Here is a 24,011-nt window from a genome sequence, read left to right on the forward strand (position 1 = left end):
AGCCTGCATCGCGTGCGTGTCCTCACTCAGGGTCCGCGCCCTGGATCGACGTGACGGCGGCGAGAGTCTCCTGGCTTCCGGGTCGAACGCACCCCCGGAGCCTTCCAGCGGCCGTCGACGGCCCGCCGTGGCGATGTTCCGAGCGTGCTCCCCGGTGACAGTGGCGGGACCGCGCCGGACTTCCACCGGCTTCCTCTCCATGCCTCCGTTTGGCCCCAGGATCCCATCACGGGCCCGAACCGGGAGTCAACCGAGGTCACGGAGGGGTTGGTCACACGGGGACGCCGCTGACGCCCGGTCGGATCGCCCGGCGCGGCCCCGCCCCGACCCCCGCCACCGGCACCCCCTGAGTACCGCCCTGAGCACCCCGGGAGCGCCCGCCGGGTGACCCGGACGGCCCAGCCCGGTGGCCGCTCGGGCGGAGCGCCGGTGAACTGGGGCTCGAACACCGTCCGGTCCGTGAACAACGTCCGTGAACAACAGAGCGGGGAGCGAGATGCGTTGGGGAACCGCCGCCGTCGTGGCGGCCGCCGCGGTGGGGGCCGCCGTGCTGGTGGTCGGCCGCCGGGCCTCCGAGCGGATGGTCCGTCCGGTGACCGCCGTCCAGGAGTCCGGGCCGGTCCAGGTCCGCGCCCTCGCCGCCGGCCGGGTCACCTTCACCCGCGGCCCCGCGAGCCTGCGCCCCGGCCGCTGGGCGGTGGAGTGGGCGGACGGCGGGCACGCGGTCGTCGAGGAGGTGCTGCACGCCGACGAACAGGGCGTCACCCGCCGACTGGTCCGCGCCGACCGGGGCACCCTCGTCCCCGGCACCGAGGTCCGCTTCACCCCGCGGGTCCACCTCGGCGACCCCACCGAGGCGCTCGGCCTCGCCTTCGCCGACACCGCCGCCGACGGCGAGCTCGGCGCCCTCCCCGCCTGGCGGCTCGACGGCAAGCGCGGCACCTGGGTGATCCTGGTGCACGGCCCCGGCGACGACCGCCGGCAGACCCTCCCGGTGCTCCCCGTCCTCGACCGGCTCGGCCTGCCCGCCCTCGCCGTCACCTACCGCGGCGACCGGGGCGCCCCCGCCTCCCCGGACGGGCTCAGCCACTTCGGCGAGACCGAGTGGCGCGACATCGAGGCGGCGGTACGGCTGGCGCTCGACAGCGGCGCGGGCAAGGTGATCCTGTACGGCTGGTCCGTCGGCGCGACCATCGTGCTGCAGACCGTGGCCCGCTCCGCCTGGTCGCACGCCGTCCGCGGTCTGATCCTCGACTCGCCCGTGCTCGACCTGCCCGCCTCCGCCCGCCGGGACGCCGCCCGGGCCGGCTTCCAGGGCGTCGCCGCCGAGCTCGGCGCCCTCGCCGCCGAGGGCCGCACCGGGGTCGACCTCGCCGACTTCGGCCGCATCGCCGACGGCACCGACCTGCGGGTGCCGACCCTCCTCCTGCACAGCCCCGAGGACCGGATCGCGCCCTTCGGCGCCGCCGAGAAGCTGGCCGCCGCCCGCCGCGACGTGGTGAGCCTCCAACCCTTCCCCGGCGCCGACCACGCCACCCTCTGGAACACCGCCCCCGACCGCTACACCGAACTCCTCCGCCGCTGGCTCACCCCGCTCCTCTAGGGGCTCAACCACCCCCCCTGTGCGCGAGGGCGTTTTCGGCTGGTCCCCGCCGCTTTTCCCGGTGCGATTCCCCCCGTCCGAGAATGAACGTTCCTCCCATTCCTCCGGGCCCGCGTGAAAAGTCGGCCCGGCCGACTTCCGGTGCGGCTCGATCCCGATCACGCCGCCCGCCATCCGTCCGGATTCGGGCTGGACAGTCCTGCCGGGCGTCGCCGGGCCGAAACGCCCCCGTAAGGGCCCCTCGGCTGTCAGGAGCAATATTTGGCCCGGCCCCTTACCCCCCACCCGTACGCACGGTGACCGCCCGAGCATTCCGGGCAACCGGCCCGCCCCCTGTGGCATGGGCAGGTCACACGTTTCCGGCCAGGCGGTTTGCCGTTGTTGCCCGATCTTGCGGAGGTGCCACCGGCGGTCGCCCGGTCGTACGGACAACCGGATGTGACAGAAGGCCGGTACAAGGGGAAGACTGCTCGACGTGACGTCTCGGAACCCGCGCGACCGTGATGCCCCGCTCCCGCCGACGATCGGTACCGGTGCGACGGTGACCCGTCTCCCCGGAACGGCCCAACGGCCCGCCGGTGGCAGGCCGGGCGGGGCGGGAGTCCCCCGTAACGCAGTACCCCGGCGACGAGGGCCCGCTCCGGCTCCCGGGCGGGGCAGGGTTCCCGTGCCGGAGGGCTTTCCGGCACCCTCCGAGCTGGCGCCGCTGGCCCGCCGGATGCTGGTGGACGCCGTCCGGGTCGCCCGCTGGGCCGGTGAGCTGGCCGAGGTCGACAAGCGCGGCGAGCTGCTCCCGGACGACGCCCGCGCGGCGGGCCGGGCCCTGGCCATGACGGTCGGTGCCGCCGCCAAGGCCTGGGGGCAGGCGCTGCTGGTGGGCCTGGTGGAGGCCCGGGACGGCGGAGCCGGCCCCGGCTGGCGCCTGCACGCCTGGGAGCACGACGACGAGGCCGTGGTGCGCGGCTGGTCGGCGCTGTTCGACGCCTGGACCCTGCTCGCCCCGGTGCCGCCCGCGGCGCTGCGCGGCGTCTTCGCCGTCCTGGCCGGGCAGGCCGTGGACCAGGCCCCGCAGCTGCTCTCCTTCCTGCACCTGGTGGACGGCCCGGTCGCCGAGAGCGAGCTGCTGGAGCTGCTGCGCCGCGGCCTGGACGAGCGCCGGGTCGGTACCGGCCTCGGCGGACCCGGCCTGTCGCCGGTGCCGCACGCGGCCTCGGCCGTCTCCGCCGTCCGCGGCACCTGCCGTGCGCCGCAGATCGACACCCCCGCCGCGCCCTCGGACGTGGCCGCCGTCCTGGACTGGATGCTGGACGGCCTGGCGGCCGTCGGCGCCCTGGTGCGCAGGAACGACGCCGCGGAGCTGTCGCCGCTCGGCCACTGGGCGGTGCGGGCGAAGCTGGAGGAGATCTGCACGGTCGCGCAGACCGCGGCCGGGCACATCGAGCAGAGCGCCTTCGAGCTGCTGAACGCCTGCGCGGACTACTCGCCGGGCCCGGCCCGCGCCGAGTTCCGGGCCTGGGTCGCGGCCCGGCCGGCCGACCGGGCGGTGGGCGAGCTGCTGGACGCCGCCCAGGGCGACGACGCGCTGGTGCGCGGGCTGGCCTTCGAGGCGCTGCGGGTGGCCGGCGGACCGGCCGAGCAGGCGGTGCGCGCGGCGGTGGACGAGCCGGTGCTGCGCCCGTACGCGCTGCTGTGGCTGGCGGAGCGCGCGGACGAGGGCGTCGCCCCGGCGGACGTGCTGGGCGCGGAGGACGCGGCCTGGCTCTGGGTGGACACCGCGGCCGCGGTGCTCGACCACGGCGAGACCGAGCTGCTGGTGGGCCACGTCGAGGGCGCCGCGGCGGGCGACCCGGTCCGGCTGTTCGCCCGGGCCCGGCAGTCCGGCCACCCGCGGGCGGCCTCGGTGCTGACGGCGGTCTCGAGCGTGCACCCGGACCCGGGCGTGGCCCGGGCGGCCCGCCGCTCGGCGTTCAGCGTGCACACCGGCGGCGCCTGAGCCGCACGGGCGCACGGGAACACGGGCGCACAGGAACACGGGAACACGGAAAGGGCCCGGAACCATCAGGTTCCGGGCCCTTCCCCATGCCGGTCGTGGGACGGCTCAGCCGAGCCGCGACTCCGCCCGCCGGGCGCGGACGTCGCCGACCTTCTGCCCCACCTTGCGGCGGATGACCAGCAGCGGCGCCATCGCGGCGAGCGTGATCTGGGCGAACGCGCCGACGTGCATCAGGCTGTCGCCGCCGGGCAGCCCGGTCGCCCAGGCGGCCAGGCAGCCGATCGCGACGACGACCCAGCAGAGCGTGGCGGTGGCCAGCAGCCCCTGCGGCTTCGGGTACTCGATCCGGCTGACCATCAGGTACGCGGCGCCGAAGATGGCGAGCAGACCGGGCAGGAACGGCGGGTCGAGCAGCACGATGGCGATCACCGTCATCGCGCCCATCGGGCAGGGCATGCCCTGGAACACCCCGGGCCGCATCTTGACGGCCGAGAAGCGGGCCAGCCGCAGGACCACCGCGAGCAGTACGGTCAGCGCGATCAGCGCCGACAGCTTGCTGTTGGAACCCGGGGAGACCATGCCCCAGACCGCGACGAAGTAGGCCGGCGCGATGCCGAAGCTGATCAGGTCCGCGAGGTTGTCCAGTTCCGCCCCGAGGGCGGAGGAGCGCAGCTTGCGCGCCACCAGCCCGTCGAAGAGGTCGCACATCGAGCCGATCAGCAGCAGCGTGACCGCGGTGGCGGCGCTGTGCCGGTCCGGAGCGGCGTCCGGGTTGGTGATGTGCGGGACCAGGACCCCGGTGGTGATCGAGTAGATCGCCAGGAAGCCGCAGACGGCGTTCCCCAGGGTCAGGAAGTCGGCCGTGGACAGGTGCTGGGGAGAGCGCGGGGCACGCAGCTCGCGGTCCCGTGCCCAGCGGCGGCGGCGCAGGGCCGTCTCCTCGTCGTCCAGGCCGACGATTGTCTCAGGATCAGTCACGGTCAAGGCGCGTCACCCCGGCTGTGGTCTTCTGGCCGACCTCGACGCCGACCTCGACGCCGGCCGGCAGGTAGGTGTCGACGCGGGACCCGAACCGGATCAGACCGATCCGGTCGCCCTGCTCGACCTTGGTTCCGGCGTCCACGTACGGCACGATGCGGCGGGCCACGGCCCCCGCGATCTGGACCATCTCGATGTCGCCGAGCTCGGTGTCGAAGTGCCAGACGACCCGCTCGTTCTGGTCGCTGTCCTTGTTGAACGCGGGGACGAAGCCGCCCGCGACGTGCTCGACCGACGTCACGGTGCCCGGCAGGGGCGCGCGGTTGACGTGGACGTTCAGCGGGCTCATGAAGATCGCGACCCGGGTGCGGCCGTCCGGCCAGGCGTCGATGCTCTGCACCACGCCGTCGGCGGGGGAGATCACTCTGCCCGTGCCGATCTCACGCTCGGGGTCGCGGAAGAACCACAGCATGCCCGCGCCGAGGGCACAGGCGGGTACCGCAGCCAGGGCCCACTTGCCGCTGCGCCGGGTGAGGGCGGTGGTCACGGCGGCCGTGGCGAGGGTGGGGACGAACCAGGGGGTGGCTCCGCGCGCGATGGTCACGCGGGGTCGCCGACCGGCCGTCGGGGCTGCGAGGGCATCGCGGTCCGTGACGGAGGTGTGAGGGGACGGGCTGATGGGCATCGAAGACCTTTGTCGCGGGGGATCATGGCCGCTGGACGGGGGCCACCGCGGAATCGGTAATAGAGGGACGGCTTGCTGTCCCGGTGGATGCTATCGGGAGCAGACGGTGGGTGGGCAACCCGCCTGCTCGTTCACGTGTCCGGTGGCGGCGCGTGTGCGCGTCCACTCCTACGACCGTAGCTCGGCCCGGTCCGGTTCCCAAGGGACCCGACAGGGCTGGTGACTCTTGTCTCAACGGGTGCGCGGACGGAACCCGGCGGACGAAACGGCCGTAGCGGCCGGAAGCGGGTGTGCGGAAGCGGCCGTAGGGCGCGTCGTTGCAGCTGTACGCCCTGCGGCCGCTTCCGGCGGGCCGTGCCGGACCCAGGCGGACCAGGCCGGGCCCGTGACGGGGCACGGCCCCGCGCCGGGACGGGCCCGCACGCCCGTCGACCGGCGGTTCGAGGGGGCCGACCGGCGACGGGGTGCGTCGGCGGGCGGCCCGGGGGTCAGTCGGCGATCCGGTACTCCTCGAGGAGCCGGCGCCCGACGATCATCTTCTGGATCTCCGCAGTACCTTCACCGATGAGCAGCATCGGGGCCTCGCGGTAGAGGCGCTCGATCTCGTACTCCTTCGAGAAGCCGTAGCCGCCGTGGATGCGGAAGGCGTCCTCGACGACCTCCTTGCAGTACTCGGAGGCGAGGTACTTGGCCATGCCGGCCTCGAGGTCGTTGCGCTCGCCGCCGTCCTTCTTGCGGGCGGCCATGACCATCATCTGGTGGGCGGCCTCGACCTTGGTGGCCATCTCGGCGAGCTTGAACTGGATCGCCTGGTGCTCGGCGATCTTCTTGCCGAAGGTGGAGCGCTGCTGGGCGTAGGCGATGCCGAGCTCGAAGGCGCGGCGGGCGACGCCGCAGCCGCGGGCGGCGACGTTGACGCGGCCGACCTCGACGCCGTCCATCATCTGGTAGAAGCCGCGGCCCGGGACGCCGCCGAGGACGCGGTTCGCCGGGACGCGGACGTCCTGGAGGACCAGCTCGGTGGTGTCGACGCCCTTGTAGCCCATCTTCTCGATCTTGCCGGGCACGGTCAGGCCGGGAACCGAGGGGTTCGGGCCGAAACCGGCCTCCTTCTCGATCAGGAAGGTGGTCATGTTCTTGTACGGGCTGCTGCCGCCCTCGTCGGTCTTGCAGAGGACCGCGACCAGGGTGGAGGTGCCGCCGTTGGTGAGCCACATCTTCTGGCCGTTGAGGACGTAGAACTCGCCGTCCTTGACGCCCTTGGTGGAGATGGCCGAAACGTCGGAGCCGAGGCCCGGCTCGGACATCGAGAAGGCGCCGCGGATCTCGCCGGCCGCCATCCTCGGCAGGAAGTGGTCCTTCTGCTCCTGGGTGCCGTGGGCGTTGATCATGTGCGCCACGATGAAGTGGGTGTTCACGATGCCGGAGACCGACATCCAGCCGCGGGCGATCTCCTCGACCACCAGGGCGTAGGTGAGCAGCGACTCGCCGAGGCCGCCGTACTCCTCGGGGATGGTGAGGCCGAACAGGCCGAGCTGCTTCATCCCCTCGACGATGGCGGTCGGGTACTCGTCCTTGTGCTCCAGCTCGGTCGCGACCGGAATGATCTCCTTGTCGACGAAATCCCGCACGGTGGCGAGGATGTCCCGCTGGATCTCGGTGAGGCCGTCGGTCTGTGCGAGGCGTCCCATCGTGCGGCTCCGAAAGGTCTGAGGGTCTGCGGAAAAGTCGGGGAATCCCCGGGGGGGGGGGATTGCGGGGGCCCTGCCGGCGTGGCTGCGGCAGCAGGGCCCCCGGGCCGGGTGGGGCGCGGCCGATGACGGCGGCCTGCCCGTCCGGGGTCTCTCGAGGGGCCCGCGGTGAAAAGCGGGCCCCTATAGAGGGGAGGGGCTCAGGAGAGCGGGGTCGGGCGGCCGGGCTGCTCGCCGCCGCGCTCCTCGGTGTACGTCGCGGTCGGCACCATCACCTTGCGGCGGAAGACGCAGACGACCGTGCCGTCCTGCTTGTACCCCTTGGTCTCGACGTACACGATGCCGCGGTCGTCCTTGGACTTGGACGGCCACTTGTCGAGCACGGTGGTCTCGCCGTAGATCGTGTCGCCGTGGAAGGTCGGCGCGACGTGGCGCAGCGACTCGATCTCCAGGTTGGCGATCGCCTTGCCGGAGACGTCCGGGACGGACATGCCGAGCAGCAGCGAGTAGACGTAGTTGCCCACCACGACGTTCCTGCCGAAGTCGGTCGTCTTCCCGGCGTAGTTGGTGTCCAGGTGGAGCGGGTGGTGGTTCATGGTGAGCAGGCAGAAGAGGTGGTCGTCGTACTCGGTGACCGTCTTGCCGGGCCAGTGCTTGTAGACCGCGCCGACCTCGAACTCCTCGTAGGTGCGTCCGAACTGCATGGCTGCTCAGGCCTCCGGGATCTCGAACTTGGTGGTGCGCTGCAGGCCCGCGGCCCGGCCCTTGCCGGCGACGACCAGCGCCATCTTGCGGCTGGCCTCGTCGATCATCTCGTCGCCGAGCATCGCGGAGCCCTTGGCGCCGCCCGCCTCGGAGGTGCAGTAGTCGTACGCGTCGAGGATCAGCTCGGCGTGGTCGTAGTCCTCCTGCGAGGGCGAGTAGATCTCGTTCGCGGCGGCGACCTGGTCCGGGTGGAGCACCCACTTGCCGTCGAAGCCGAGGGCGGCCGAGCGGCGGGCGACCTCGCGGTAGCCCTCCTGGTTGCGGATCTGGAGGTAGGGGCCGTCGATCGCCTGGAGGTCGTTGGCGCGGGCGGCCATCAGGATGCGCATCAGGATGTAGTGGTAGGCGTCGGCGCCGTAGCCGGGCGGCTGCTCGCCGACCACCAGCGACTTCATGTTGATGGAGGCCATGAAGTCGGCGGGGCCGAAGATGATGGTCTCCAGCCGGGGCGAGGCCTCGGCGATGGCGTCGACGTTGATCAGGCCCTTGGCGTTCTCGATCTGCGCCTCGATGCCGATCCGGCCGACCTCGAAGCCCATGGTCTTCTCGATCTGGGTGAGCAGCAGGTCGAGCGCCTTGACCTGCTCGGCGTCCTGCACCTTCGGCAGCATGATGCAGTCGAGGTTGGGGCCGGCGCCCTCGACCACGGTGATCACGTCGCGGTAGGTCCAGTGGGTGGTCCAGTCGTTGACGCGCACGACGCGGGTCTTGCCGCCCCAGTCGCCGTTGTTGAGGGCGTCGACGATGTTGTGGCGGGCGCTCTCCTTGACCAGCGGGGCGCAGGCGTCCTCCAGGTCGAGGAAGACCTGGTCGGCCGGCAGGCCCTGGGCCTTCTCCAGGAAGCGCGGGTTGCTGCCCGGTACGGCGAGGCAGGAGCGGCGCGGGCGCAGTCGGTTGACAGCAGTCATCAGAATCGAGGGTTCCTTCCCAGTGGTCAGCTGGTCAGCTGGTCAGTTCGTGGCCGCGGTCGGTGCGGACGTCCACGGCTGGAGCTTGTTGGCCAGCCGGATCTCGTCCACGATCCGGCCGATGATGGTGGTGATGCCGAAGTCCTTCGGGGTGAACACGGCGGCGACGCCGGCGGCCTTGAGGGCCTCGCCGTCCGCTGCCGGGATGATGCCACCCACGATCACCGGGACATCCTCCACCCCGGCGCGGCGCAGCCGCTTCAGGACGTCGGGCACCAGCTCGCTGTGCGCGCCGGAGAGGATGGACAGGCCCACGCAGTGGACGTCCTCCGCGACGGCGGCGGAGACGATCTGCTCCGGGGTCAGCCGGATGCCCTGGTAGACCACCTCGAACCCGGCGTCGCGGGCCCGGACGGCGATCTGCTCGGCGCCGTTGGAGTGCCCGTCCAGGCCGGGCTTGCCGACCAGCAGGCGCAGCTTGCCGGTGCCCAGCTCCGCGGCGGTCGCGGCGACCGCGGCGCGGACCTGCTCCAGCTCGCCGCCGGGCTCGGCGGCCACCGCGACGGGGGCGCCGCCGACGCCGGTGGGCGCCCGGTACTCGCCGAAGACCTCGCGCAGGGCGAAGGCCCACTCGCCGGTGGTGACGCCGGCCCGGGCGCAGGCGAGCGTGGCCGGCATCAGGTTGGCCTCGGTGGCGGCGACGGCCTTGAGCTCGGCCAGCGACGACTGGACGGCGGCCTCGTCGCGCTCGGCGCGCCAGGCCTCCAGGGCGGCGAGCACGGACTGCTCGGAGGCCGGGTCGACGACCATGATCGCGGTGTCGAGGTCGGCGGTGAGCGGGCTCGGCTCGGTGGTGTCGAAGCAGTTGACCCCGATGATCTTGTCCTCGCCGGACTCGATCCGGGCCCGGCGGGCGGCGTGCGAGGCGACCAGGTTGGACTTCAGGTAGCCGGACTCGACGGCCGGGATCACCCCGCCCATCTCCAGCACCTTGGCGATCTCCGCCTCGGCGCCGGCCAGCAGCTCCTCGGTCTTGGCCTCGATCACCTGGGAGCCGTTGAAGATGTCGCCGTACTCCAGCAGGTCCGACTCGTACGCCAGCACCTGCTGGATGCGCAGCGACCACTGCTGGTCCCAGGGCCGGGGCAGGCCGAGCGCCTCGTTCCAGGCGGGCAGCTGGACGGCCCGCGCGCGGGCGTCCTTGGAGAGGGTGACGGCCAGCATCTCCAGGACGATCCGTTGGACGTTGTTCTCCGGCTGGGCCTCGGTCAGGCCGAGCGAGTTGACCTGGACGCCGTAGCGGAAGCGGCGCTGCTTGGGGTCGGTGACGCCGTAGCGCTCCAGGGTGACCTTCTCCCACAGCCGGGCGAAGGCGCGCATCTTGCACATCTCCTCGACGAAGCGCACGCCGGCGTTCACGAAGAAGGAGATCCGGGCGACCACCTCGCCCATCCGTTCGGCCGGCACCTGGCCGGAGTCGCGCACGGCGTCGAGCACCGAGATGGCGGTGCACATCGCGTAGGCGATCTCCTGGACGGGCGTCGCCCCGGCCTCCTGCAGGTGGTAGCTGCAGATGTTGATCGGGTTCCACTTGGGGATGCTGCCGACCGTGTAGGCGATCATGTCGGTGATCAGCCGCACCGACGGGCCGGGCGGGAAGACGTGCGTCCCGCGCGACAGGTACTCCTTGACGATGTCGTTCTGGGTGGTGCCGGTGAGCGTGGCGATGTCCGCGCCCTGCTCCTCGGCGACCACCTGGTAGAGCGCCAGCAGCCACATCGCGGTGGCGTTGATCGTCATGGAGGTGTTGGTCCGTTCGAGCGGGATGCCGTCGAACAGGGTGCGCATGTCGCCGACGTGCCCGACCGGGACGCCGACCCGGCCGACCTCGCCGCGGGCGAGGACGTGGTCGGAGTCGTAGCCGGTCTGGGTCGGCAGGTCGAAGGCGACGGACAGGCCGGTCTGGCCCTTCGCCAGGTTCCGCCGGTAGAGCGCGTTGGAGTCGCTCGCGGTGGAGTGGCCGGCGTAGGTGCGCATCAGCCAGGGGCGGTCGCGCTTCCGGGGCTCGGTCATCAGATGTTCCTGAAACGGTTGATGGCGTCGAGGTGCTTGGCGCGGAACTCCGCGTCGTGCACGCCCAGGCCCTCCTCGGGGGCCAGGCAGAGCACGCCGACCTTGCCCTGGTGCCTGTTGTGGTGCACGTCCAGGGCGGCCTGGCCGGTCTCCTCCAGGGAGTAGACCTTGGAGAGGGTCGGGTGGATCTTCCCCTTGGCGATCAGGCGGTTGGCCTCGAAGGCCTCGCGGTAGTTGGCGAAGTGCGAGCCGACGATCCGCTTGAGCGACATCCACAGGTACCGGTTGTCGTACTGGTGCATGTAGCCGGAGGTGGAGGCGCAGGTGACGATGGTGCCGCCCTTGCGGGTGACGTACACCGAGGCGCCGAAGGTCTCCCGGCCCGGGTGCTCGAAGACGATGTCCACGTCCTCGCCGCCGGTGAACTCGCGGATCTTCGCGCCGAGGCGCTTCCACTCGCGCGGGTCCTGGTTGTTCTCGTCCTTCCAGAACCGGTAGCCCTCGGCGGAGCGGTCGATGATCGCCTCGGCGCCCATGGCGCGGCAGATCTCGGCCTTCTGGTCGCTGGAGACCACGCAGATCGGGGTGGCGCCGCCGGCCAGCGCGTACTGGGTGGCGTACGAGCCGAGGCCGCCGCTGGCGCCCCAGATCAGCACGTTGTCGCCCTGCTTCATGCCGGCGCCGTTGCGCGAGACCAGCTGGCGGTACGCGGTGGAGTTGACCAGGCCGGGGGAGGCGGCCTCCTCCCAGGTGAGGTGCCGGGGCTTGGGCAGCAGCTGGTTGGTCTTCACCAGGGCCAGCTGCGCCAGGCCGCCGAAGTTGGTCTCGAAGCCCCAGATGCGCTGCTCCGGGTCCATCATCGTGTCGTTGTGGCCGTCCGCGGACTCCAGTTCGACCGAGAGGCAGTGCGCGACGACCTCGTCGCCGGGCTTCCAGGCGTTGACCCCGGCGCCGGTGCGCAGCACCACGCCGGCCAGGTCGGAGCCGACCACGTGGTACGGCAGGTCGTGGCGCTTGGTCAGCGGCGACAGCCGGCCGTACCGCTCCAGGAAGCCGAAGGTGGAGACCGGCTCGAAGATCGAGCTCCAGACGGTGTTGTAGTTCACCGCGCTGGCCATGACGGCGACCAGGGCCTCGCCCGGGCCCAGCTCGGGCAGGGCGACCTCGTCGAGGTGAAGGGACTTGCGGGGGTCCTTGTCGCGGCTGGCGAGGCCCGCGAACATCTGCTCGTCGTCCTTGTGGAGCGTCACCGCCCGGTAGGACTCGGGGAGCTTGATCGCCGCGAAGTCCGCCGACGTGCTGTCGGTGCTGAGGATCGCGTCGAGGATTTCCTGCATGGCTGCCTCCGAAGGCGTACCTGTGCGAGGGTCACAGGGCGTCTGGGGGAGCCGGGAGCGGACACCGGCTTCGCTGAGGTGGGTGGTGGGCGGGTCAGACGGGGCACCCGGGGTGGACCGGGCCGTTCTGGCTCTCTGCTCCCGGGGTGTGGGAACGCCGGACGACGGCGCGCCGAGGTGGGGAGCCGCGGCGCCGCGACTGGTGAGTAACAAGGTAGTGGCACCCTGTGCCACTCGTAAAGACACCGGGTGCCAGGAATTCCAGTCGGTTCAGAGGCCGCGTGACGCGCGTTGCGCGGGCATGCGAAAGGCCCGCGCCGACATCCCGGCGCGGGCCCTCGATACCGCTCTGACCTGCGTGAATACTGGGTCTACGACTCCCGGGCGCCACTCAGTGCGGCCCGGATGCTGTCCACCACGACGTCCAGCGGAGCGTCCGTCCGGGCGACTGTGATGAGCACCTCACCTCCGGGACTGGCACTCAGTGCGCTCTCGACCCCGGCGTCCCCCGGGGTCCCGTTGGCACCCGGTGCCACCACCGATCCCCGCCGCCTGGCACCCGGGGCACTGGAGGCCCAGAAGGTCCGCCGGATCACCTCGAAGGAGTGGTCCAGCTGCGCCTCCACGTCGCCCCGGCCGCCGGCCCGCAGCCAGCGCCGCAGCACGTGGTTGTGCGCCGCGACCACCGCCGCCGCCGAGACCTCGGCCAGCATCGAGTCGTCCTCGCCGCCGCGCTGCCAGCCGGACGGGATGGACTCGCCGGTGTCGAAACGGCCCAGCAGGTAACGGGTGAACAGCCGCTCGTAGCGGGCCACCACGGCGATCTCCCGCTCGCGCAGCGCCGGGACCTGACGGATCAGCTGGTACCGCGCCACCGACACCCCCGGGGTGGAGGCGTACATCCGCAGCACCTCCTTGATGCCGCGGCAGACCACGTCCAGCGGGTGCTCCTCCGGCTCCGCGCTGGCCAGCAGGTCGGCCACCCGCACCAGGGTGTCGTCGTGGTCCGGGAAGATCGCCTCCTCCTTGGACCGGAAGTACCGGAAGAAGGTGCGCCGGGCCACCCCGGCGGCGGCCGCGATCTGGTCGACCGTGGTCTCCTCGTAGCCCTGCGAGGCGAACAGCTCCATCGCGGCCGTGGCCAGGTCCTGGCGCATCTGCTGGCGCTGCGCCGCCGCCCGGCGGCTGCCCGGCCCGCCCTCCGGCCCGGTGCCCCCGGTCGAGGGGCTGGTCCGGTCGGCGCCGCCGTGCGGCCCGGCGGGGTGCTGCGGGGAGGTTGACTGAACCCGATCCATGTCCGGAACGCTACACGGCCCGGACGGCGCGCCCGCGGCCCTTCCCCGCCGCACCGGCACCACCGGTCCGGTCACGGCCGGGCGGGGCCAGCGGGAGGTCGCCGTCCCGGGGCTCCAGACGGGGCGCGGGGAGGCCATGGAGCCCTGTGGCGGCGCGGCGTGCGGTCCGGCAGGGGGCGGCTCGTACGGCAGCTCGTACGGGCCGCCCCCGGCCTGCGGGGTGGTCACCGGCGCGCGTGGTCGCGGAAGCCGCGGCCGGTCTTGCGGCCCAGGCAGCCCGCCGCGACCAGGTGCTCCAGCAGCGGCGCGGCCGCCAGACCGGGCTCGCGGAACTCCTGGTGCAGCACCCGCTCGATCGTCAGCGAGACGTCCAGGCCGACCACGTCCAGCAGCTCGAACGGGCCCATCGGGTAGCCGCAGCCGAGCTTCATCGCGGTGTCGATGTCGTCCACCGTCGCGTAGTGCTCCTGGAGCATCCGCACCGCGTCGTTCAGGTAGGGGAAGAGCAGCGCGTTGACGATGAAGCCGGCCCGGTCGCCGCACTCCACCGGGTGCTTGCGGACCTTCGCGGTCAGCTCCAGCACCGTCGCGGTGACGTCCGGCGCGGTCAGCACCGTGGAGACCACCTCGACCAGCTTCATCGCCGGGGCCGGGTTGAAGAAGTGCATGCCGATCACGTCCTGCGGCCGCGAGGTGGCGGTCGCGCAGCTGATCACCGGCAGCGAGGAGGTGGTGGTGGCGAGCACCGCGCCCGGCCGGACGATCTTGTCCAGGGTGGCGAACAGCTCGCGCTTGACCGCCAGGTCCTCGGCGACCGCCTCGACCACCAGGTCCACCTCGGCCAGCTCGGTGTACTGGCCGACCGGGGTGACCAGCGCCAGCGCGGCGTCCCGCGCCTGCGCGGACAGCCGGCCCTTGGCCACCGAGCGCTCCAGCGACCTCGCCAGCTGCGCCTTGGCCGCCTCGGCCTTCTCCTGGCTGCGGGCGGCCAGCAGCACCGGGTGCCCGGCCTTGGCGAACACCTCGGCGATGCCGGTGGCCATCGTCCCGGAGCCGCAGACGCCGACGGTGCGCACCTCCCGGCCCGGCACCTTCGGCAGGGCCGGCCCGGTCGCCGCGTCCACGGCCCGGGACGAGCCCGGCGCCTCGTAGGTGTAGAAGCCGCGGCCGGTCTTGCGGCCCAGCAGCCCGGCCGCGACCAGCTGGCCGAGGATCGGGGCGGGCGCGTGCAGGCGGTCCCGGGACTGCTCGTACATCGCCTCCAGCACGGTGCGCGCGGTGTCGACGCCGATCAGGTCGAGCAGCGCCAGCGGGCCCATCGGCAGGCCGCAGCCGAGCCGCATCGCGGCGTCGATGTCCTCCCGCGAGGCGTACTTGGACTCGAACATCGCGGCGGCCTGGTTCAGGTAGGCGAACAGCAGGCCGTTCACCACGAAGCCGGCCCGGTCGCCGGCCGCCACCGGCTCCTTGCCGAGGTCGCGGGCGAAGGCGGCGGCGTCCTCGGCGGTCCGCGGGGAGGTCAGCACCGTGCGGACCACCTCGACCAGCTTCATGCCGTGCACCGGGTTGAAGAAGTGCAGGCCGAGCACCCGCTCCGGACGGGCGGTCGCGGCGGCGATCCGGGTCACCGACAGCGCGGTGGTGCCGGTGGCCAGGACGGTGCCCTCCGGGCAGATCCGGTCCAGCTCGGCGAAGACCTCCCGCTTCAGCTCCAGCTGCTCGGGGACCTCCTCGATCACCAGGTCCGCCCCGGCGGCGGCCGCGAGCTCGTGGCCGACCGAGATCCGGGCCAGCAGCCCGGTGCGCTCCTCGGCGGTGAGCCGCTCCCGGCCGACCGCGTGCGCGGTGGCCTCCTCGATCCGGGCCAGCGCCCGGGCGGCCGAGTCCTCGGTGGCCTCGATGCCGATCACCCGGCGGCCGCTCTTGGCGACGGCCACCGCGACGCCGGCACCCATCGTGCCGAGGCCGACGACGGCGACAGTGGGGAAGGGACGCTCCATCTGTCCTGTACTCCTAGTCATGAAGGGCCCGCGCGTGCTCCGGCGGGCACGCCGCCGCGCCCGTACGCCGGGGGCGGCCGCCGCCGGAGGAGGGTCCACGCGCGAGGGCTGGGGAGATGACGGGGTGTCGGCACACCGGGGCGGGGGCCGGTCCGCTCCGGCCCGATCGCGGGTGTGCCGTGGTGCTCAGGCGCTCGAAGGTGAAGGAGACGGCCCTGATACGAGGGAGGAACCCGGCCCGCCGCGGTCCGCGGCACCGGCCGGTGAAGGTGAAGGCGCACCGCGCGGGCGCCGGAGAAGCGGCGACCGCGGCCTGCCGCCGGTGCGGCTCCCGAAGCCCGGCGGTGGTGCGTGCCCGGCCACTGTAGCGAAGCTACTGGCGAGTAGGAAGAGGGCGGGGACGGAAAACCGTTCGGGGCCGCGGGCGGGCGTTCGCTAGGGTGATCGACGCGGGGGCGGCTCCGCGGCGTGCTTCCTTCTCACTCATCTGCAAAATGAACCCGAGTGCGCCCACTCTCCGCCCCCGCTTCGTCGTTCCCACGGGGGAAGAGCTGTGAAGAATCCGAGCACCACCGCGCCGCGGGCCGGTCTGGACGCCTACCTGCTGCGCCGCCACGGAACGGTCCTGGGCGAGCCCGGAGCCGTCCCCGGCGAACCCCAGCCCTGGACGGCCCAGGGGCTGGTCGTCCTGGAGGCCGACCTCGCCCGGCGCGGCTACGTGCTCACCGCACCGCTGCGGGCCGCCCTCGGCCGACTGCGCCCGCTCGACCTCGCCGCGGCCGGCACCCGGCTGCTGCGCGGCATCGACGCGATGCTCGGCGCCGACCGCAGCCACACCCCGCTGTTCCGCCGCTTCCCCGAGGGCGTGCCCTCGCACGCCCACGCCGACTACTCCGCGATCATCCGCGGCTACCTGCTCTGCCAGGCGAGCCAGGTCTGCCTGCTCTGCGAGCGGACCAGCCTGGAGGCCGGCATCGGCGCCCTCGCCCCCTGCGCCCACCTGCTGTGCGGCGACTGCTACCTGGAACTGGTCGAGGCCGGCGGCGACCACCGCTGCCCGCTCTGCCACACCCGGCTGGAGCGCAAGCGCCGGCTGTCCACCGACACCAGGGCCGCCCGCAACGCCGCCCGCGAACTGCGGTCCGGACAGCAGCTCAAGCCGCTGCGCCTGGCCGACCCCGAGGACGTGGACGGCCTCGCCGCCACCGCACTGGCCGCGCTGCTCGCCCGGCAGACCCCGCTGAGCCCGCAGGACCGCGAGGACCTCGCCCTGCTGCTCCACCACGCCCCCGCCGACCCGGCCGGCTGGCTGCCCGCCGAGATCCCCGTCCGGGAGACCCGCGCCACCGTGCTGGCCGCCCTGCTGCACCGCGACCGGGAGGCCGCCCGACCGCTGCTCGCCGCCCACCTCACCACCGCCACCGACGTCCTGCGGCTGATCTGGGCGTGGTCCGGCGCCGAACCCGACCTGCTGCCGGAGACCGCCAGCACGCTGCGCCTGCGCAACCTGCCCCGCCCGCTGCGCCGCGACCTGCTCGCCGTCCTGGACGCGTTCCCGGCCGGCACCCTCGCCGAGGACCTGCGCCGCCACCGCGAGCCCTGGCTGCGGGTCGGCGAACTGCTGCACCCGTACGAGCACCACGCCCGCTTCCCTCACGCGGCGGCCGCGTTCGCGGTCCTCCGGCAGAGCGACCTCGACCTGCACGGCCTCGGCCCGCTGCTGCGCGAGGCGCCCGCCCCGCTGCGGGTGCGCGAGACACCCGGCGGACACGGCCGGCTGACCGTGGAGACCTTCGCCGCCCGGGTCGAGCACGCCCTCGAACAGGGCGACCTGCCCGCCGCCGTCCAGCTGCTGGCCCGCCGTCCGGGCGAACTGGTGCGCCGGCTGCACCACCTGCTGCGGGTGCACGCCGCCTGGCTCCCCGGCGAACCGCTGCCCGCCGAACTCGCCGAGGCGCTGCCCGTCGCCCTGCGCGCCGTCGCCCCCGGCCCGCTGCTCGGCGCGTACGGACGGCTGCGCGCGCCGCGCGAGTACGGCGAGCGGCGGCTGTACTTCCCGCGCGGCCGGGTCGCCTCGGCGCACGCCCGCGCCGACCGGGGCACGCCCGTCCCGGCCGGGCTCAGCGCGCCCGTCTGCGCCCTGATCGAAGCCGAACTGCTGCGCAGGGCCGGGCAGTCGGTCCAGGGCCGGGAGCGTTACGAGGTGGCCGTGCTGGACGCCGCGCTGGCCGACCTGGTGGTGCCCTTCGCCGAGCGCGCCAGCGCCAGGACCCTGGTCGCGGTGCCGCGCGGCAGCGTGCAACCCCTCCCGGAGGGGCAGCGGCTGCGGCTGTTCGTGCACTGGATGCAGCGTCCGCACCAGCGGGTGGACCTCGACCTGTCGGTCGCCTTCTACGACGAGGACTGGCAGTTCACCGGTCTGTGCGACTACACCCGGCTGGTCGCCGGGCCGCGCGCCGCCGTCCACTCCGGCGACTACACCAGCGCCCCGCCGCCGCACGGCGCCACCGAGTTCGTCGACCTCGACCTGCCCGCGCTGGGCGGGGCCGGGGCCCGGTACGCCGTGGTCGTGGTGTTCAGTTACAACGACGTCCCCTTCGAGGACCTCACCGACGCCTTCGCCGGGTTCATGGCCCTCGACCCCGCCCAGGGCGCCAAGCGGCACAGGGGGGCCTTCCGCCCGAAGGACGTCCGCCAGCGCCTCGACCTCGCCGGGGACGCCAGGATCTGCGTGCCGATGATCGTCGACCTCCGGTCCCGCGCCTACACCTGGACCGACCTCAACGTGGGCTCCGGCACCGGGTTCCACAACCTCGACCGGCACCACGCCGCGGTCGGTTCGCTGGCCGCCGACGTCCTGACCCACTTCGCGCCCGGCACCCGGGCCACCCTGTGGGACCTCGCCTGCGCCACCGCCGCGGCGGGCAGCGACGAGGTGCTGGTCCGCGACCGGACCGGCCGCGGGCTCGACGTCTACCGCCGGGGCGCGGACGAGCCGGTGAGCGCCTTCGCCGAGCGGCTGCGCGCCCGCCACGAGAGCGACCGGCGCACCGAGCGGCCGCCGGACGACACCGCCCGGCTGATCGCCGAACGCCTCGGCGGCACGCGGGCGTTCGCCGCCCTGGTGCACGCCGACGTGCCCGCTCCGGCCGAGCTGCGCGGGACGCTCTACCGGCTCTACCCGGGCCCGACCGACGCGGCCCCGGACACCCTGGAGCGGATCACCGCGGGGGAGTTGACCGCCAGGTTCGCCCCGAACGGGTGAACGGGTGAACGGGGGCGCCCGCAGGACCACCCGATAGGGGAGTTACCCGACCCCGACCGGCGGGGCAGCATGACGGCATGACCACCGGAACCGCCGCCGTCGACCCCACCGCGCCCGGGCCCGCCGAGCCGCCCGTCACCGCCGAACGGCTCGCCGCCGCCGCGGTGGCGGCCGTCGCGCTGCCACCGCGCGAGGAGCGGGCCGCCCGGGCGGCGCAGGCCGTCGACCGGCTGCGCACCGAGGCCGTCGAGGCGGTGGCCGTCACCTGGGTGGACAACGCCGGCATCACCCGGGTCAAGGCCGTGCCGCTCGGCGGCCTGCTGCACGCCGCGCAGTGGGGCGTCGGCACCGCGCCCTGCTTCGACGTCTTCCTCGCCGACGACGCGATCACCACCAGCCCGATCATCGGCGGCCCCACCGGGGACCTCAGGCTCTACCCGGACCTCGACCGGATCGTCCCGCTGGCCGCCCAGCCCGGCTGGGCCTGGGCCCCGGGGGACAGATACACCCAGGCCGGCGCCCCGCACCCCGGCTGCCAGCGGCTGTTCGCCCGCCGGGCCCGGGCGGTGGCGGCCGCGCGCGGCCTGAGCCTCAAGGCGGGCATCGAGGTCGAGTGGACGGTCGCCCTGGCCGGCGCCCCGGGGGAGGAGCCGCAGTACCCGACGCACGGCCCGGCGTACGGGATGCACCGGGTCACCGACCTCTCCGACTACCTGCGGGACGTCCTGCGCGCCCTCGGCCGGCAGGGCCTGAGCGTCCTCCAGATCCACCCCGAGTACTCCCCGGGCCAGTTCGAGGTCTCGGTCGCCCCCGAGGACCCGGTCGCCGCCGCCGACACCTCCGTCCTGGTCCGGCACACCGTCCGGGCCGTCTCCGCCCGGCACGGCCTGCGGGTCTCCTTCGCCCCGGTGGTGGAGACCGGCGCCGTCGGCAACGGCGGGCACCTGCACGTCAGCCTCTGGCGCGACGGGCGCAACCTCGGCCACGGCGGCCCCGGCCCGCACGGCCTGACGGCCGAGGCGGAGGGCTTCCTCGCCGGGGTGCTCGACGCGCTGCCCGAACTGCTGGTGCTGGGCTGCTCCAGCCCGGCCGGGTACCTGCGGCTGGTGCCCTCGCACTGGGCGGGCGCCTACCAGTGCTGGGGCCTGGAGAACCGGGAGGCCGCGCTGCGCCTGGTGACGGGCTCCACCGGGGAGCGGTCCGCCGTCGCCAACGCCGAGGTCAAGTGCTTCGACGCGAGCGCCAACCCGTACCTGGCGGTCGGCGGGGTGATCGCGGCCGGCCTCGCCGGGCTGGAGCAACGCCGCGCGCTGCCACCGGAGTCCACCGGCGATCCGGCGGCCGCCGAGCCCGGCACGGTGCCCCGGCTGCCGGCCTCCCCGGCCGAGGCGATCGCCGCGTACGAGCGCTCGGCGGTGCTGCGCGAGGCCCTCGGCGAGCCGCTCTACCAGGCGGTGCTGGCGGTGCGCCGGGCGGAGCGGGAGCAGTACGCGGCCGTCACGCCCGAGGAGTTGGTCGCGGCCACCCGCTGGCGGTACTGAGCGGTGGCCCGGCCGGAGGGGCCCGCGCTGGTCGACCACCACTGCCACAGCGTGGTGGCGGCCGAGCTCGCCGACGACGCCCTGGCCGGGCTGCTCACCGAGTCCGACCGCCCGCCCGCGCCCGGCTGTTCGCCCTTCGACAGCGCGCTGGGCCTCGCGGTGCGGCGCTGGTGCCCGCCCGTGCTCGGCCTGCCGGCGCACGCCCCGGTCGCCGACTACCTGGCCCGGCGGCGGGAGTTGGGCGCGGCCGGGGCCACCGGGCGGCTGCTGGCGGCCGCCGGGCTGGACACCTGCCTGGTGGACACCGGGCTGACGACTGCCGCGGGCCACGAGCTGCTGCCGTTGGCCGAACTCGCCGGGGCCACCGGGGCGTCGGTGCGCGAGGTGGTCCGGCTGGAGTCGGTCGCCGCGGCGGTGACGGCCGGCGCCGGGGACTGGCCGGGGGCCGTCGCGCAGGCGCTCGGGTCGGCCGCCGCCGGGGCCGTCGCGGTCAAGTCGGTGCTCGCCTACCGGCACGGGCTGGCGGCCCCCGCCGAACGCCCCGCCACTGCGGCCGTGGTGGCCGCGGCCGGCGCCCACCTGCGCGCCGGGCAAGGCCGGCTGACGGATCCGGTGCTGCTGCACCACCTGCTCTGGACGGCCGTGGACGTCTGCGCCGAGCTCGGCCTGCCGCTCCAACTCCACACCGGCTTCGGCGATCCGGACCTCACCCTGCACCGGGCCGACCCGTCGCTGCTGACGGACTTCGTGCGGGCCGCCGAGCCCAGTGGCGTCCCGCTGGTGCTGCTGCACGGCTACCCGTACCACCGGCAGGCCGCCTGGCTGGCCCAGGCCTTCCCGACGGTGTACACCGACCTCGGGTTGACGGCCTCCTACACCGGGCCGCGGGTGGCCGCGGTGCTGGGCGAGATGCTGGAGCTGGCCCCGTTCGGAAAATTGCTGTTCTCCACCGACGCCTACGGGCTGCCCGAACTCTTTCTGGTGGGGACCTGTCAGTTCCGGTACGGACTGGGCGCGGTGCTGGCGGACTGGCAGGCCGACGGCGCCTGTTCCGCGGCCGACGCCGAGCGGGTGACCGGCCTGGTCGCGGGCGGCAACGCGCGTCGGTTGTACGCGTTGTAGCGGCGCGATCCGCGCTGGTGGCCGAGGTTCCGAGGGGTGTGGCCGCACGTCGGCGAACCATCACTTTTTAACACTCTTGACCTCTGTTTCCCTGTTGACCCCCGAACGGTCGCATCCCGGTTTCTGGTTCAGATGTGACGATTAGATGACTACCTCTTGCGCTTATAAGCAAATATTCATTAGCGTCCCGGTCATTCCCAAGCGCACCTGCCACCGCAGCTGCCGCCTTGACGACTCGGGAGGCCAACCCTCATGCGTGTTCCTCGGATCAGCGGTACCCGGTACGCGGCAGTGGGCGTCGTGCTCGCCACTGCCGGCGCCCTCGCGCTGCCGGCCGGCACCGCCGTCGCGGCCCCCGCGGCCGACCCGACGACCGGTCCGGTGATGAGCTACGTCGTCAACACCAAGGCCAACCACGGTCAGGTGCAGAAGGTCGAGAAGGCCATCACCGGCCTCGGCGGCACGGTGGTCCAGTCGTACGAGCAGGTCGGCGTCGTGGTCGCCCGCTCGAACGACACCAAGTTCGCCGAGAAGCTGCGCCTGGCCAAGGGCGTCGACTCGGTCGGTGCCAGCCGCACCAAGGGCATCCAGGCCTCCGACCAGGGCAAGGCCGACGTCGCCGCCGAGCCGGCCGCCGCGGCCGCCCCGGGCCAGGAGCCCTACGACGCCTACCAGTGGGACATGCGTCAGATCGGTGCCGACAAGGCCCACAAGATCTCGCTCGGCAGCCGCAACGTCACCGTCGGCGTCCTGGACTCCGGCATCGACGCCACCCACGAGGACCTGGCCGCCAACGTGGACGCCTCGCAGTCGGTCTCCTGCATCGACGGCAGGACGAACACCGACTGGAAGGCCTGGCAGCCGACCACCAGCGACCACGGCACCCACGTGGCCGGCACCATCGGCGCCGCCAAGAACGGCAAGGGCATCGTCGGTGTCGCGCCGAACGTCAAGCTGGCCGCCGTCAAGGTCGTCGACGACGGCGGGTTCATCTACCCGGAGAACGCGGTCTGCGGCTTCGTCTGGGCCGGCGAGCACGGCTTCAAGGTGACCAACAACAGCTACTTCGTCGACCCGTGGATGTTCAACTGCAAGACGGACAAGGACCAGGCCGCCATCTCGGACGCCGTCCGCAAGGCCGTCGCCTTCTCGCAGCGCAAGGGCGTCCTCAACGTCGCCGCCGCCGGTAACGAGAACCTCGACCTGGCGCACAAGACCGTCGACGTGGCGAGCCCGGACGACACCACCCCCGCCTCCCGCCCGGTCACCAACGACTGCCTGTCGCTGCCGACCGAGCTGCCCGGCGTCGTCGCCGTCTCCGCGGTGGGCTCCGAGGGTGTCAAGGCGTACTACTCCAGCTACGGCAAGGGCGTCGTCTCCGTCACCGCGCCCGGTGGCGACCGCCGCTTCCAGCTCCCGGACACCCCCGACAAGGACGGCCGCATCCTGTCCACCATCCCCGGTGGCAAGTACGGCTACATGCAGGGCACCTCGATGGCCACCCCGCACGTCGCCGGCGTGGTCGCGCTGCTCGCCAGCACCTTCCCGTGGGCCAGCCCGGACGAGCTGACCGAGATGCTGACCAGCCACGCCGAGTCCGTCCCGTGCCCGAAGGGCGAGTTCAACCCGGGCGGTGCCGGTGCCTGGAAGGCCACCTGCGAGGGCACCACGAACGACAACGGCTTCTACGGCGCGGGCCTGGTCAACGCCGAGAAGGCGGTCCAGTGGTGGCGCTGACGCGCTGACCGCGGACAGCACTGAACAGTAGAACCGGGGAGCGGGCCCACAGGGTCCGCTCCCCGGTCGCGTTCCCACCCGTCGGCGTTCCGGCCGCGCCGGGCCCGAACCCGGCTAGCCCTCGTCGGCGTACTGCTCCCAGGCCGTCTCCACCGACGGCTTGCCGTGCAGGTCCGGTACGTCCCGCAGCCAGGCCGGCCGCCCGGCCCTGGTCCGGGCCGCCCGCCGCCGCTCCGCCTCGCGCAGCTGCTCGGGCGTGGCGAAGCCCTCCGGCAGCCACTCCTCGGAGAGCACCACCCGGGCGGCGAGGTGGGCGACGTAGGCGTGCCGGACGGCGTCCACCGAGTCGAAGCCGGGCTCGCCGGCCAGCCACTCGTCCGGGACGAGTGCCGCCACCTCCTCCAGCAGCGGCACGGTGACCAGCGGCCCGAGCTCCTCGTCGGCCAGCCGGACGTCCGGGGCCGAGCCGCCGAGCGCGTGCGCGCTGAGGTCGTACCGCTTGCCGACCGAGGCCTCGGCCCCCGCCCAGCGGTGGTGGAAGATCAGCGCGGCGCCGTTGTCGATCAGCCAGAGCCGCCCGTGCCAGACCACCAGGTTGGGGTTGTGCACGGTGCGGTCGACGTTGCCGGTCAGGGCGTCCAGCCAGACCACCCGGCCGGCCTCGGCCGAGTCCACCGTGATCATCCCCGGCCGGAAGTCCCGCGCGCCGGGCAGCAGGTCCATCCCGAGGTTGACCCCGGCGCTGGCCTTGAGCATGTCCTGGATCTCGGCGTCCGGTTCGTCCGCGGCGACGGCCGGGTCGAAGTCCACCAGCCGCAGCTCCGGCACCCGCAGGCCCAGCCGCCGGGCCAGCTCACCGACGATGACCTCGGCGATCAGCGCCTTGCGGCCCTGCGCGGCCCCGGTGAACTTGACCACGTACGTGCCTAGGTCGTCGGTCTCCACCACGCCCGGAACGGAGCCGCCGGCCCGCAGCGGGTCGACGTAGCGCACAGCAGTCACCAGATCGAGCACACCG

General features: G+C 73.5%; 16 protein-coding genes and 1 riboswitch. Of the genes, 6 read left to right on the forward strand and 10 right to left on the reverse strand.

Translation table 11 applies throughout. From position 1 onward, the window contains the following. Positions 1-63: 63 nt before the first annotated feature. Positions 64-197, reverse strand: a riboswitch (cobalamin riboswitch). A gap of 299 nt (positions 198-496) precedes the next feature. Both ACFRQN_RS00740 and ACFRQN_RS00745 read left to right on the forward strand, forming a co-directional pair. Next, positions 497-1,603: an alpha/beta hydrolase family protein gene (locus ACFRQN_RS00740; protein ID WP_380737336.1), complete on the forward strand. Its 1,107-nt coding sequence runs from the start codon at positions 497-499 to the stop codon at positions 1,601-1,603. A 667-nt stretch (positions 1,604-2,270) separates the two neighbouring features. Next, positions 2,271-3,596, forward strand: coding sequence for a hypothetical protein (locus tag ACFRQN_RS00745; protein WP_074001623.1), 1,326 nt, complete (start codon positions 2,271-2,273; stop codon positions 3,594-3,596). Positions 3,597-3,701: 105 nt separating this feature from the next. Here ACFRQN_RS00745 and ACFRQN_RS00750 read toward each other — a convergent pair whose 3' ends face one another. From ACFRQN_RS00750 to ACFRQN_RS00790, 9 genes are all read right to left on the reverse strand, one after another. Then, entirely contained in the window at positions 3,702-4,580 is an 879-nt protein-coding gene (locus tag ACFRQN_RS00750; protein WP_369808332.1) for a phosphatidylcholine/phosphatidylserine synthase, read from the reverse strand. Further along, entirely contained in the window at positions 4,567-5,259 is a 693-nt protein-coding gene (locus ACFRQN_RS00755; RefSeq protein ID WP_049655656.1) for a phosphatidylserine decarboxylase, read from the reverse strand. Before ACFRQN_RS00755 ends, ACFRQN_RS00750 begins: the two co-directional genes overlap by 14 nt. Positions 5,260-5,747: 488 nt before the next feature. Beyond that, positions 5,748-6,950, reverse strand: coding sequence for an acyl-CoA dehydrogenase family protein (locus ACFRQN_RS00760; protein WP_074001622.1), 1,203 nt, complete (start codon positions 6,948-6,950; stop codon positions 5,748-5,750). A 200-nt stretch (positions 6,951-7,150) separates the two neighbouring features. Next, on the reverse strand, positions 7,151-7,654 hold the full coding sequence (locus ACFRQN_RS00765) for a MaoC family dehydratase (RefSeq protein ID WP_375873287.1): 504 nt from the start codon (positions 7,652-7,654) through the stop codon (positions 7,151-7,153). 6 nt (positions 7,655-7,660) lie between these two features. Beyond that, complete coding sequence (locus ACFRQN_RS00770; protein WP_049655662.1) at positions 7,661-8,623, reverse strand: CoA ester lyase; 963 nt, start codon at positions 8,621-8,623, stop codon at positions 7,661-7,663. A gap of 42 nt (positions 8,624-8,665) precedes the next feature. After that, positions 8,666-10,696 carry a protein meaA gene (locus ACFRQN_RS00775; protein WP_380737338.1) on the reverse strand — a complete coding sequence of 677 codons (2,031 nt, stop codon included), beginning with the start codon at positions 10,694-10,696 and terminating at the stop codon, positions 8,666-8,668. Further along, positions 10,696-12,033, reverse strand: coding sequence for a crotonyl-CoA carboxylase/reductase (ccrA, locus tag ACFRQN_RS00780; protein ID WP_049655667.1), 1,338 nt, complete (start codon positions 12,031-12,033; stop codon positions 10,696-10,698). The genes ACFRQN_RS00775 and ccrA overlap by 1 nt, the downstream gene beginning before the upstream one ends. A gap of 371 nt (positions 12,034-12,404) precedes the next feature. Beyond that, the gene (locus ACFRQN_RS00785) at positions 12,405-13,328 is read right to left on the reverse strand and encodes a TetR family transcriptional regulator (RefSeq protein ID WP_380737341.1); all 924 of its coding nucleotides are present in this window, start codon (positions 13,326-13,328) and stop codon (positions 12,405-12,407) included. A gap of 224 nt (positions 13,329-13,552) precedes the next feature. Continuing rightward, positions 13,553-15,328 (reverse strand): 3-hydroxyacyl-CoA dehydrogenase family protein, encoded by a 1,776-nt coding sequence (locus ACFRQN_RS00790; protein WP_375873289.1) that lies wholly within the window; start codon positions 15,326-15,328, stop codon positions 13,553-13,555. 553 nt (positions 15,329-15,881) lie between these two features. On the opposite strand from ACFRQN_RS00790, the gene ACFRQN_RS00795 reads away from it, so the two are divergent. The 4 genes from ACFRQN_RS00795 to ACFRQN_RS00810 all read left to right on the forward strand — a co-directional run bounded on the left by ACFRQN_RS00795 (position 15,882) and on the right by ACFRQN_RS00810 (position 22,993). Further along, complete coding sequence (locus ACFRQN_RS00795; RefSeq protein ID WP_380737343.1) at positions 15,882-18,593, forward strand: MXAN_6230/SCO0854 family RING domain-containing protein; 2,712 nt, start codon at positions 15,882-15,884, stop codon at positions 18,591-18,593. A 77-nt stretch (positions 18,594-18,670) separates the two neighbouring features. Beyond that, on the forward strand, positions 18,671-20,134 hold the full coding sequence (locus ACFRQN_RS00800; protein WP_380737345.1) for a glutamine synthetase: 1,464 nt from the start codon (positions 18,671-18,673) through the stop codon (positions 20,132-20,134). 3 nt (positions 20,135-20,137) lie between these two features. Beyond that, positions 20,138-21,256: an amidohydrolase family protein gene (locus ACFRQN_RS00805; RefSeq protein ID WP_380737347.1), complete on the forward strand. Its 1,119-nt coding sequence runs from the start codon at positions 20,138-20,140 to the stop codon at positions 21,254-21,256. A 252-nt stretch (positions 21,257-21,508) separates the two neighbouring features. Further along, a complete protein-coding gene (locus tag ACFRQN_RS00810) occupies positions 21,509-22,993 on the forward strand; it encodes a S8 family serine peptidase (protein WP_074001618.1) in 1,485 nt (494 codons plus the stop codon). A gap of 114 nt (positions 22,994-23,107) precedes the next feature. Here ACFRQN_RS00810 and ACFRQN_RS00815 read toward each other — a convergent pair whose 3' ends face one another. Next, positions 23,108-24,007, reverse strand: coding sequence for a HipA family kinase (locus ACFRQN_RS00815; RefSeq protein ID WP_049659266.1), 900 nt, complete (start codon positions 24,005-24,007; stop codon positions 23,108-23,110). Positions 24,008-24,011 lie beyond the last annotated feature (4 nt).

Origin of the sequence: Kitasatospora sp. NPDC056800 (genome assembly GCF_042789775.1) — a bacterium.
Taxonomy (GTDB): domain Bacteria; phylum Actinomycetota; class Actinomycetes; order Streptomycetales; family Streptomycetaceae; genus Kitasatospora.

Excerpts from the sequence above, each read along its gene's own strand:
- ACFRQN_RS00740 (WP_380737336.1), top strand. The coding sequence starts at position 497 with ATGCGTTGGGGAACCGCCGCCGTCGTGGCGGCCGCCGCGGTGGGGGCC.
- ACFRQN_RS00755 (WP_049655656.1), bottom strand. The coding sequence starts at position 5,259 with ATGCCCATCAGCCCGTCCCCTCACACCTCCGTCACGGACCGCGATGCC.
- ACFRQN_RS00760 (WP_074001622.1), bottom strand. The coding sequence starts at position 6,950 with ATGGGACGCCTCGCACAGACCGACGGCCTCACCGAGATCCAGCGGGAC.
- ACFRQN_RS00765 (WP_375873287.1), bottom strand. The coding sequence starts at position 7,654 with ATGCAGTTCGGACGCACCTACGAGGAGTTCGAGGTCGGCGCGGTCTAC.
- ACFRQN_RS00770 (WP_049655662.1), bottom strand. The coding sequence starts at position 8,623 with ATGACTGCTGTCAACCGACTGCGCCCGCGCCGCTCCTGCCTCGCCGTA.
- ACFRQN_RS00775 (WP_380737338.1), bottom strand. The coding sequence starts at position 10,696 with ATGACCGAGCCCCGGAAGCGCGACCGCCCCTGGCTGATGCGCACCTAC.
- ccrA (WP_049655667.1), bottom strand. The coding sequence starts at position 12,033 with ATGCAGGAAATCCTCGACGCGATCCTCAGCACCGACAGCACGTCGGCG.
- ACFRQN_RS00785 (WP_380737341.1), bottom strand. The coding sequence starts at position 13,328 with ATGGATCGGGTTCAGTCAACCTCCCCGCAGCACCCCGCCGGGCCGCAC.
- ACFRQN_RS00790 (WP_375873289.1), bottom strand. The coding sequence starts at position 15,328 with ATGGAGCGTCCCTTCCCCACTGTCGCCGTCGTCGGCCTCGGCACGATG.
- ACFRQN_RS00800 (WP_380737345.1), top strand. The coding sequence starts at position 18,671 with ATGACCACCGGAACCGCCGCCGTCGACCCCACCGCGCCCGGGCCCGCC.
- ACFRQN_RS00810 (WP_074001618.1), top strand. The coding sequence starts at position 21,509 with ATGCGTGTTCCTCGGATCAGCGGTACCCGGTACGCGGCAGTGGGCGTC.